The organism is Mycobacterium sp., from assembly GCF_049673265.1.
In the GTDB taxonomy this organism is placed as follows: domain Bacteria; phylum Actinomycetota; class Actinomycetes; order Mycobacteriales; family Mycobacteriaceae; genus Mycobacterium.
Window position 1 is genome coordinate 1 of sequence record NZ_JBATXN010000686.1, and the last position, 10,084, is coordinate 10,084.

Below are 10,084 nucleotides of genomic sequence, written 5' to 3' on the forward strand. Positions count from 1 at the left end.
GCAGATCGTGTTGGCCGGCGACTCCGCCGGTGGGTACCTAGCTATGGCACTGGCGCAACGGCTTCAGCAGGTCGGCGAGGAACCGGCTGCGCTGGTGGCGATTTCGCCGTTACTGCAGCTGGCCAAAGAGCCCAAGCAGGCGCATCCCAACATCAAGACAGATGCGATGTTCCCGACCAAGGCGTTTGATGCCCTGATCGCCCTGGTAGCCAAGGCCGCAGGCAAACGCATTGTCGACGGAAAGCCCGAGGAACTTTACGAGCCGCTCGACCACGTCGAGCCAGGTCTGCCGCAGACATTGATCCACGTGTCCGGGTCCGAGGTGTTGTTGCACGACGCGCGGGTAGCCGCCGGCCGACTGGCGGCGGTGGGGGTCCCCACCGAGGTGCGGGTGTGGCCCGGTCAGATACACGACTTCCAGCTCGGCGCCCCGGCGATCCCTGAGGCGACCCGTTCGCTGCGGCAGATCGGCGAGTACATTCGCGAGGCCACCGGCTAGTGCCGATAGCGCGCGGCGTCGCGGCACCTGAGACGATGGACGCATGCGGATCGCGCAGCACATCAGTGAACTCATCGGGAATACGCCACTGGTTCAGCTGAACTCAGTTGTGCCGCCGGGGTCGGGCAGGGTGGTCGCCAAGGTCGAGTACCTCAACCCGGGCTTGAGCAGCAAGGACCGCATCGCGGTGAAGATGATCGACGCCGCCGAGGAGAGCGGCCAGCTCAAGCCCGGCGGCACCATCGTCGAACCAACCTCTGGAAACACCGGCGTCGGCTTGGCTTTGGTGGCTCAGCATCGCGGTTATCACTGTGTATTCGTCTGCCCCGACAAGGTCAGCGAGGACAAGCAGAACGTGTTGCGCGCCTACGGCGCTGAAGTAGTGGTGTGCCCGACGGCAGTTCCGCCCGATCATCCGGACAGCTACTACAGCGTCTCCGATCGGCTGGTTTCCGAAATCGACGGTGCCTGGAAGCCCGACCAGTATTCCAACCCGCAGGGACCGGCGAGCCACTACGAAACCACCGGGCCGGAGATCTGGGCCGACACCGACGGCCACGTCACCCATTTCGTCGCCGGTATCGGGACCGGCGGCACGATCACAGGTGCGGGTCGCTACCTCAAAGAAGTGTCCGGGGGTGCGGTGCGCGTCATCGGCGCCGACCCGGAAGGTTCGGTGTACTCCGGTGGCAGCGGCCGGCCGTATCTGGTCGAAGGAGTAGGCGAGGACTTCTGGCCGGCGGCCTACGACCGCGGCGTGCCGGACGAAATCATTGCGGTGTCCGACTCCGATTCGTTCAACATGACCAGAAGGCTGGCTCGCGAGGAGGCCATGCTCGTCGGCGGCTCGTGCGGGATGGCGGTGGTGGCTGCGCTCAAGGTGGCCGAGCAAGCCGGGCCCGACGCGCTGATCGTGGTGTTGCTGCCAGACGGCGGCCGTGGCTACATGTCGAAGATTTTCAGCGACGCCTGGATGTCGTCGTACGGATTCCTGCGCACCCCGCTGGACGGCTCGATCCAACAGCCCACCGTCGGTGACGTGCTGCGCGGAAAGTCCGGTCAGTTGCCCGATTTGGTGCACACCCACCCGTCGGAGACGGTGCGTGACGCGATCGGCATCCTGCGCGAGTACGGGGTGTCACAGATGCCCGTCGTCGGCGCCGAGCCGCCGGTGATGGCGGGCGAGGTAGCCGGCAGTGTGTCTGAGCGCGAACTACTTTCGGCTGTCTTCGAAGGGCGCGCCAACCTGGCCGACGCGGTTGGCAAGCACATGAGTCCGCCGCTGCCGATCATCGGCGCGGGCGAACTGGTCGGCTCGCTGGCCAAGACGTTGCGGGACTTGGACGCCGTGATGGTCGTCGAGGAGGGTAAACCGGTTGGGGTCATCACTCGGTATGACTTGTTAGGTTTTCTGTCCGATGGCCCTCGGCGTAAATAGCCAGACGGCGCCGACCCTACGGCGTATCGCTGCCCCGCTCTGTGTTGCCGCTGCGGTGGCGGTGGCGTGCGCGATCGTATGGTGGGCCGATCCCACGACGCCCGGTGGCCCAATTCCATTGTGCCCCACCAAGTTACTGCTCGGCGTCGACTGCCCCGGCTGCGGCACTTTGCGGATGTTGTACTCGGTGATGCACGGAAACCTTTTGGCAGCAGCGAAATTCAACGCGCTGGCGCTAGCGGCGTTAGCGCTGTTGTTGTGGGCATATTCAGCCTGGGTGTACGGGCGCCTGGCGCGCCGGCGAATCTGGAGTTGGCAACATAATCGCTGGGCAGCACCGGTGACGTTGGCGATGGTGGCGACATGGTCGGTGGTGCGTAACCTGCCGTTCGGGCCGTTCGTCGCGCTGCGGGTGTGACGGAAAAGGCGAACCGATCCGAGCGCTTGCGGGTTGCGGGGAGCCCAGCACGCAAATTACTTCGGCTAGCAAACCGAATGGTGTCCCGAGGGGCTGCGACAGCCATTTGCCGACTGCCGATGACGCGATAGTGACACGCTATTTCTCAGTAGCGCCCGCCGCAAGGCACCACTCAGGTAGCCTACGGAGCGCCATGCCTAGCTAACTTTGCGTTAACAACAACGGAAGGCGCGAATGACTGAGCAACCACCGGGGCCGCCCTCGGGAGGCTATCCACCGGCTCCGCCGCCTCAAGGTGGCGGTATTCCACCACCACCGGGTTACGGAGCCCGGCCCCCCGACAACCACCTCGTCTTCGGAATCCTGGTCACCCTGTTTTGTTGCTTGCCGTTCGGCATCGTGTCGATCGTGAAGGCGACTCAAGTCTCAGGCTTGTGGGCACAAGGCCAATATGCGGAGGCGCAGAAGGCCGCCGACGACGCCCGGAAGTGGGCGCTATGGGGTGCGATCGCCACAGTCGTGGTGTACGTGATCGTCGGGATCATCTATTTGATCTTCGGCGTCTTACTCGTGGATTCCGTCGAGTCGAACCTTCCCACCACTACTACGCTGCCTTACCCGACGTAAGCTGCGGCATTTCTGAGCCGCGTTGGGAGTGTGCGGCGCGCGGCAATGCTGCCGCGGTCACAGGCATCGCGATGCTGAGCGTCGTTAGGCTGAACGTCTGTGAGCGGTCAACGCAGCTTCGCCCGCGCGAGGGAAGGCCGTTCATGACTGACGAACCGCCGTCGCCTCCGGGGTCGGCGACACCCGCTCTGCCAGAGCAGGCCTACACGTCGTGGCACGCCCGGGTCGCGGCATGGCTGATCGACATCCTGCCGTTCGTGGTCATCCTCGGCACCGGATGGCTGGTGCTGCAGAACAGCGTCGACAGCGCCTGTCTGACCGACGTCACCCGCTATGACGTCAACCAGATCTGTTCCATCGGGTACTCCACGGTGGGTGTGACGGTGATGTGGGGGGCGATGCTGCTCGGCCTGGTGTATTTGGTCTGGAATTACGGCTACCGACAGGGCGTAACCGGATCGAGCATCGGTAAGTCAGTGCTGAAGTTCAGAGTCGTCAGCGAGAACACCGGAGAGCCGGTCGGTTTCGGAATGTCGCTGCTGCGCCAGATCAGCCACGTGGTCGACGCCGTGCCGTTCTACATCGGGTACCTGTTTCCGCTCTGGACCGCCAAGCGCCAAACGCTGGCTGACAAGATCATGGCCACTGTTTGCCTGCCTCTGGAGCAAACGCAGGCAGACGGGACCGCCGAATAGGTGCCCCCACTGCATCGTCGCCTGGCTAGGTTGATTGCCAGGCTCCTCCTCATCGCGCTCCGCGTCCCCCTCGCCGCTGCGCGGCTGGGAGGTGCCCCCACTGCATCGTCGCCTGGCTAGGCTGATCGTCGATGAGCGAACACTTCGACACCGCCGGGCTGGCCACCAAGGCCATCCATGCCGGCTACCGCCCTGACCCGCAGACCGGTGCGGTCAACACTCCGATCTACGCCAGCAGCACCTTCGCCCAGGACGGGGTCGGTGGCCTGCGCGGCGGATTCGAGTACGCGCGCACCGGCAACCCGAGCCGGGCCGCGCTGGAAAGGGCGTTAGCCGCCGTCGAGGACGGCAGGTTCGGCCGGGCGTTCGGCTCCGGCATGGCGGCCAGCGACTGTGCATTGCGGGCAGTGTTGCGCCCCGGCGACCATGTGGTAATCCCCGACGACGCTTACGGCGGCACGTTCCGGCTGATCGACAAGGTGTTCACCGGGTGGGGTGTGCAATACACCCCGGTGGCGCTGTCGGATCTCGACGCGGTCCGCGCTGCGCTGCGCCCGCGCACCCGGCTGATCTGGGTGGAAACACCCACCAACCCGCTGCTGTCGATCGCCGACATTGCCGCAATCGCCGAGCTGGGCGCCGAGACTGGTGCGAAAGTGTTGGTGGACAACACGTTTGCATCGCCGGCGCTGCAGCAGCCGTTGACGCTGGGCGCCGACATCGTGCTGCACTCCACCACCAAGTACATCGGCGGCCACTCCGACGTGGTGGGCGGAGCCCTGATCACCAACGACGAAGAGCTGGACGCGGCGTTTGCGTTCCTGCAGAACGGCGCGGGCGCGGTGCCGGGACCATTTGATGCCTACCTGACGATGCGCGGCCTGAAGACACTGGTGCTGCGGATGCAGCGGCACAGCGAAAACGCCTTGGCGATAGCGGAATTCCTCGCCGAGCACGCGTCGGTGAGCGCGGTGCTATATCCCGGCCTGACCACTCATTCCGGTCACCAGATCGCGGCGCGGCAGATGCGCGGCTTCGGAGGCATGGTGTCGGTGCGGATGCGCGACGGACGCAGCGCCGCCCAGGCGCTGTGCGCCAACACCAAAGTGTTCATCCTGGCCGAGTCGCTCGGTGGAGTCGAGTCGCTGATCGAGCACCCCGGCGCGATGACACACGCATCGACCACCGGTTCCCAATTGGAGGTTCCCGACGATCTGGTGCGGCTGTCGGTCGGCATCGAGGACATCGCCGACCTGGTAGCCGATCTCGAACAGGCGCTCAGCTAGCCCCGCCGCGCGCGGCCAGCGCCTGACGGATGACCGCGGCCGTCACAGCCAGGTTGACTTCGGCCAGCTCCGGTTCGGACTCGCGTACCCAACTACCGCTGGCGATATCACCCGCCCGGTGCAGCGCCCATTCCCAGGCCCGCTCGTTGAGGCTGAGCACCGCGCGCAGGCCGTCGACGCTGTGCAGCAGCGCGATCAGTCCCGCCATCGCGGGATCGGGGCGGCTGTGCTCCAACAACACCGACATCAGCGTCGTACGAATCTCGTCGACCCGAGTGCGATCGACCAGCGGCCACGCGTACACCCGCTTGAAGCCGCTGAAGCCCTGGAAGCCATTGCCCTGCAGTCGAACCCGGTGGATGTGGCCGCCAGCCTCCAACTCCGACAACACCACGCCGGTGGTTTGGCGGCGCAGTTTTGCAATCGCGGCAGTCGGGCTCATCGGGCGGCGCAGCAACATCTGCAGGGCGGGGGTGAGCACCGGATCGGTTGGCTCCGGTCCGATCAGCGCAACCAGCTGACCGGCCTGCACAGGTTCGTAGTCCACCGCCGGTCGGATCCGGCAGGCATACGCCAAGTCCAGCAGCACCGCCCCGGATAGCACCCGCCCGCGGCGGACCCGATCCAACGCGGGCTCCGCAGAGGCGTTGTCGAGCAACAGCAGGGCTAAATCCTCGGCGATGCGCGCCATCAGCCGATGTGATCCCGCCCTTAGTCCCGACCAGTAGCCCTAATCAGGCGTGATATGGCTCCGCGCTGACCAGCGTCACTTCGACGGTGTTGCCGTTGGGCACGGTGTAGCTGCGCGACTCGCCGACCTTGGCGTCGATCAGGGCGCCGCCCAGCGGCGAATTCGGGGAGTACACCTCGAGCTTGCCGTCGTTGACGCCCTCCTGGCGGGTGGCGATCAGAAATGTCTCGCTGTCCGACTTGTCGCCGTTGTAGTAGACCTTGACCACCGAACCGGGCAGCGCCACGCCGGACTGCTTGGGAGCCTCGCCGACCTTTGCGTTGTTGAGCAGGTCCTGCAGCTGACGAATGCGGGCCTCTTGTTGGCCCTGCTCTTCGCGAGCGGCGTGGTATCCCCCGTTCTCCCGCAGGTCGCCCTCCTCGCGCCGGTCGTTGATTTCCGCGGCGATGACCGGACGGTTCGCAATCAACTGATCGAGCTCAGCCTTGAGTCGGTCATGTGACTCCTCGGTCAACCAGGTCACCTGAGTGTCCGTCATCTCGTCGTGCTCCTTGTGCTGTCGGTTCCGCGGCATCCGCGTGGGCAAGTTGTCGTCTCTGCTGCCGGGGGTTCCACCGCGTGTACTGCCGACCCCAGTAGTCGGGCAGACCCCCTGCGCGGCGCATCTGGCCGCTGATGCAGCAATACACGGTCCCATGCTGGAACCGTGCATCCGAATACCCTACCACCGCGGCTGCCGGCGCCGACTCCGTTTTCGCTGTTCGGGGTTTGCCAACGGCTGCCAAAAGCCGGTCTGGTCAGGGGGCGCGCAGGTAGCCCGGCACGTCGGCGCCGCAGCCGTAGACGTCGCCCATCACCGGCGGTTGGGAGGACTTGACGATCGTCGTCACCTGGACCGTTGCCTCGGATGCCGGCGGAACCAGCACCTCACGCCGACCCGTCTCGCTGCCGTCTTTTGTGCGCACCCGCACGATGCAGTCGACCGGCCGCGATGGATCCGATCGCGTCACGCTGATCGTTACCGATACCGTCTCCTGGTCGATCAGCCGATAGCCGGCTAGCGCGCCGTGGACGTCGCTGCGCCCCAGCCGTTGGTAGCCGATGACGGCGATGACGATGCCGGCGATGACACCCGCCCCAGCCAGCGCAAAAACGATTCGGCGCCGCGACGCGCGGGGCATTGGCCGATACCCGTAGCGGGTGTGCGGCGGCTGCAGCGAACGGTCGGTCATGTGTCTTGCGCCATCTGCCGGGTAATCAGGCTTCGGGCCCCGGTGTCGGGGATGAAACTATTAGGACTGGAACTATAGGGCCACAAACCAGGCCGAAAGACATGGGACAGGAAGCACGTGAGCGAACTGCGGTTGATGGCGGTGCACGCCCACCCGGACGACGAATCCAGTAAGGGCGCCGCCACCCTTGCCCGCTACGCCGACGAGGGGCATCGGGTGCTGGTGGTGACCCTGACCGGAGGCGAACGCGGCGAGATTCTCAACCCGGCGATGGACCTGCCCGAAGTGCACGGACGCATCGCCGACATCCGCCGCGACGAGATGGCCAAGGCAGCCGAAATCCTCGGCGTCGAGCACACCTGGCTGGGCTTCATCGATTCCGGGCTGCCGAAGGGGGATCCGCCGCCGCCGCTGGCCGAGGACTGCTTCGCGCTGACCCCGCTCGACGTGGCGGTCGAGGCGCTGGTGCGGGTAGTGCGCGAGTTTCGCCCGCACGTGATGACGACCTATGACGAGAACGGCGGCTACCCGCATCCCGATCACATCCGCTGTCACCAGGTCTCGGTCGGTGCCTTCGAGGCGGCCGGCGACTATGCCCGGTTCCCGGACGCAGGAGAAGTGTGGACGGTGTCCAAGCTGTACTACAACCACGGATTCCTGCGGCAGCGGATGCAGCTGCTGCAAGACGAATTCGCCAAGCACGGCCAGCAGGGCCCGTTCGAGAAGTGGCTTGCCCATTGGGATCCCGCGCACGACGTGTTCGCCGGCCGGGTGACCACCCGAATCGAATGCTCGGCGTACTTCAGTCAGCGTGACGATGCGCTGCGGGCCCACGCCACCCAGATCGACCCCAAAGGCGACTTCTTCGCGGCCCCGATCGCATGGCAGCAGCGGCTATGGCCCACCGAAGAGTACGAGCTGGCGCGCTCGCGTGTTCCGGTGCGAATTCCCGAAACCGATCTGTTCGCCGGACTCGAGGCGCAACAGTGAACGCGCTTGCGCTTGCCGCGATCCGGCTGCTGGCAGACTCGCCGCACAACAACGGACCGGATTTCGGCAAAGCCAGCCCGTTCGGGTTGCTGGTGGTGGTGCTGCTGCTGGTCGGAACGTTCTTCCTAGTGCGGTCAATGAACCGGCAACTGAAGAAGGTGCCCGAATCCTTCGATCCGCAGCACCCCGAGCCAGATCAGGACGCCGACGAAGGCACGGTTGGAGGCGACGAGCCCCATGAGCCCGGCGGGTAACCAGCTCGCCGGGGCCGCCAGCCCGTACCTTCGCCAGCACGCGGACAACCCGGTGCATTGGCGGCAGTGGTCGCCGCAGGCGCTGGCCGAGGCAGCCGAACGTGATGTGCCGATCCTGCTGTCGGTCGGCTACGCCGCATGCCACTGGTGTCATGTGATGGCGCACGAGTCGTTCGAGGACGACGAGGTGGCCGCCGCGATGAACGCGGCGTTCGTGTGCGTCAAGGTCGATCGCGAGGAGCGGCCCGACATCGATGCGGTCTACATGAACGCCACCGTCGCGCTCACCGGGCAGGGTGGGTGGCCGATGACGTGTTTCCTGACGCCCGACGGCCGGCCCTTCTTCTGCGGCACCTATTATCCCAAAGCCGCGTTCCTGCAGCTGCTTTCGGCGGTAGTCAGTACCTGGCGTGATCGTCGCGACGAGGTCGAGCAGGCATCCGACCACATCGCAGGCGAATTGCAGTCAATGGCAGCAGGATTGCCTGGGGGCGGCCAGGAAGTGGCGGCGTCGCTGTGCGACGGCGCCGTCGCCGCCATTCTGCGTGACGAGGATACTGCGCGCGGCGGGTTCGGCGGCGCTCCGAAATTTCCGCCGTCGGCGTTGCTCGAGGCGCTGCTGCGAAACTATGAGCGGACCGGCTCATCGCGTGCGCTGGATGCGGTCAGCCGGACCGGGACCGCGATGGCCCGCGGCGGAATCTACGACCAGCTGGCCGGCGGGTTCGCTCGCTACAGTGTCGATAACGCTTGGGTGGTACCGCATTTCGAGAAGATGCTGTACGACAACGCGCTACTGCTACGTGGCTATGCGCACTGGGCGCGTCGCACCGGCGACGAGTTGGCACGCCGGGTCGCTGGGGAGACGGCACGTTTCCTGCTCGACGAATTGGCCCAAGACAACATGTTCACCTCGTCGCTGGACGCCGACGCCGACGGCCGCGAGGGTTCGACCTACGTCTGGACACCGACACAACTGGCCGAAGTGCTCGGCAGCGTCGACGCTCCTTGGGCCGCTTCGGTTTTCGGAGTCACCGCGACGGGTAATTTCGAAGCCGGCGCGTCGGTGCTGCAGTTGCCCGACGATCCGGATGATCCGGGCCGGTTCGAACGCGTCCGGACTGCATTGCTGGCCGCCCGGCTCAGACGGGCGCAGCCAGGGCGCGACGACAAGGTCGTCTCCGCCTGGAACGGACTGGCCATCACCGCGCTGGCCGAGGCGAGTGTCGCGTTGGACGCGCCGGAGTTCGCCGACGCCGCCGCTCGCTGTGCGAACGCGCTGGTGCAACTGCACCTCGTGGACGGCCGGCTGCGCCGGGCCAGCCTGGGCGGGCGGGTCGGCGAAAGCGCGGCGATCCTGGAAGATCACGCGATGCTGGCCACCGGGCTGCTGACGCTCTACCAGTTGACCACCGACGACGTCTGGTTGACGACGGCCATCGACCTGCTCGATATTGCGTTGGCGCACTTCGTCGATCCGGACCGGCCGGGCCGCTGGTTCGACAGCGCTGACGATGCCGAGCGGCTGCTGTTGCGGCCCGCCGACCCGCTGGACGGCGCGACGCCGTCGGGCGCATCCTCGATCGCCGAGGCGCTGCTCATCGCGGCGCATCTGGTCGAGGCCAAACGCGCTGACCGCTATCGGCAGGCGGCGGCTGACACGCTGCAGGCGCACTCCCCGCTGGTGGCCCGGGCGCCCCGCTCGGCCGGACATTGGCTGGCGGTCGCCGAAGCCGCGGTGCGCGGGCCGTTGCAGATCGCGGTGGCTTGTGACCCGCCGGCGTCGTCGCTGTTGGCAGATGCCCGCAGGCTCGCCCCCGGCGGGGCGATCGTCGTCGGCGGTGCCGCTGGATCGTCGGAGCTGCTTGTCGGCCGCGACCGGGTGTCCGGCGTCGACGCCGCCTACGTCTGCCGAGGCCGGGTGTGCGATCTGCCGGTCGCCACGGCCGAGGAT

At 66.3% G+C, this 10,084-nt stretch carries 12 protein-coding genes; 9 read left to right on the forward strand and 3 right to left on the reverse strand.

Annotated features, from left to right (window positions below; translation table 11 throughout):
• From WBF82_RS23275 to WBF82_RS23300, 6 genes are all read left to right on the forward strand, one after another.
• Positions 1-499: alpha/beta hydrolase fold domain-containing protein (locus tag WBF82_RS23275; RefSeq protein WP_424385288.1), on the forward strand; the 499-nt coding region annotated here is incomplete at its 5' end.
• A 43-nt stretch (positions 500-542) separates the two neighbouring features.
• Entirely contained in the window at positions 543-1,937 is a 1,395-nt protein-coding gene (locus WBF82_RS23280; protein WP_424385289.1) for a cystathionine beta-synthase, read from the forward strand.
• Positions 1,918-2,355 (forward strand): DUF2752 domain-containing protein, encoded by a 438-nt coding sequence (locus WBF82_RS23285; protein ID WP_424385290.1) that lies wholly within the window; start codon positions 1,918-1,920, stop codon positions 2,353-2,355. Before WBF82_RS23280 ends, WBF82_RS23285 begins: the two co-directional genes overlap by 20 nt.
• 234 nt (positions 2,356-2,589) lie before the next feature.
• The gene (locus tag WBF82_RS23290) at positions 2,590-2,982 is read left to right on the forward strand and encodes a CD225/dispanin family protein (RefSeq protein WP_424385291.1); all 393 of its coding nucleotides are present in this window, start codon (positions 2,590-2,592) and stop codon (positions 2,980-2,982) included.
• Positions 2,983-3,125: 143 nt separating this feature from the next.
• Positions 3,126-3,677, forward strand: coding sequence for an RDD family protein (locus WBF82_RS23295; protein ID WP_424385292.1), 552 nt, complete (start codon positions 3,126-3,128; stop codon positions 3,675-3,677).
• Between the two features lie 131 nt (positions 3,678-3,808).
• Positions 3,809-4,963 (forward strand): cystathionine gamma-synthase, encoded by a 1,155-nt coding sequence (locus tag WBF82_RS23300; RefSeq protein WP_424385293.1) that lies wholly within the window; start codon positions 3,809-3,811, stop codon positions 4,961-4,963.
• Here WBF82_RS23300 and WBF82_RS23305 read toward each other — a convergent pair.
• The 3 genes from WBF82_RS23305 to WBF82_RS23315 all read right to left on the reverse strand — a co-directional run bounded on the left by WBF82_RS23305 (position 4,956) and on the right by WBF82_RS23315 (position 6,886).
• On the reverse strand, positions 4,956-5,654 hold the full coding sequence (locus WBF82_RS23305; protein WP_424385294.1) for a GOLPH3/VPS74 family protein: 699 nt from the start codon (positions 5,652-5,654) through the stop codon (positions 4,956-4,958). The two genes, WBF82_RS23300 and WBF82_RS23305, sit on opposite strands and share 8 nt — an antisense overlap.
• A 43-nt stretch (positions 5,655-5,697) precedes the next feature.
• Positions 5,698-6,192, reverse strand: coding sequence for a transcription elongation factor GreA (gene greA / locus WBF82_RS23310; RefSeq protein ID WP_424385295.1), 495 nt, complete (start codon positions 6,190-6,192; stop codon positions 5,698-5,700).
• 259 nt (positions 6,193-6,451) lie between these two features.
• Positions 6,452-6,886, reverse strand: a complete 435-nt coding sequence (locus WBF82_RS23315; RefSeq protein WP_424385296.1) for a DUF4307 domain-containing protein — start codon at positions 6,884-6,886, stop codon at positions 6,452-6,454.
• Between the two features lie 117 nt (positions 6,887-7,003).
• Here WBF82_RS23315 and mca point away from each other — a divergent pair, with 117 nt between their 5' ends.
• The 3 genes from mca to WBF82_RS23330 form a co-directional block, all read left to right on the forward strand.
• Positions 7,004-7,876, forward strand: a complete 873-nt coding sequence (gene mca / locus WBF82_RS23320; protein ID WP_424385297.1) for a mycothiol conjugate amidase Mca — start codon at positions 7,004-7,006, stop codon at positions 7,874-7,876.
• A complete protein-coding gene (locus WBF82_RS23325) occupies positions 7,873-8,130 on the forward strand; it encodes a hypothetical protein (protein ID WP_424385298.1) in 258 nt (85 codons plus the stop codon). Before mca ends, WBF82_RS23325 begins: the two co-directional genes overlap by 4 nt.
• A partial coding sequence (locus tag WBF82_RS23330) for a thioredoxin domain-containing protein (protein WP_424385299.1) occupies positions 8,114-10,084 on the forward strand: 1,971 nt, incomplete at its 3' end. The genes WBF82_RS23325 and WBF82_RS23330, both read left to right, overlap by 17 nt.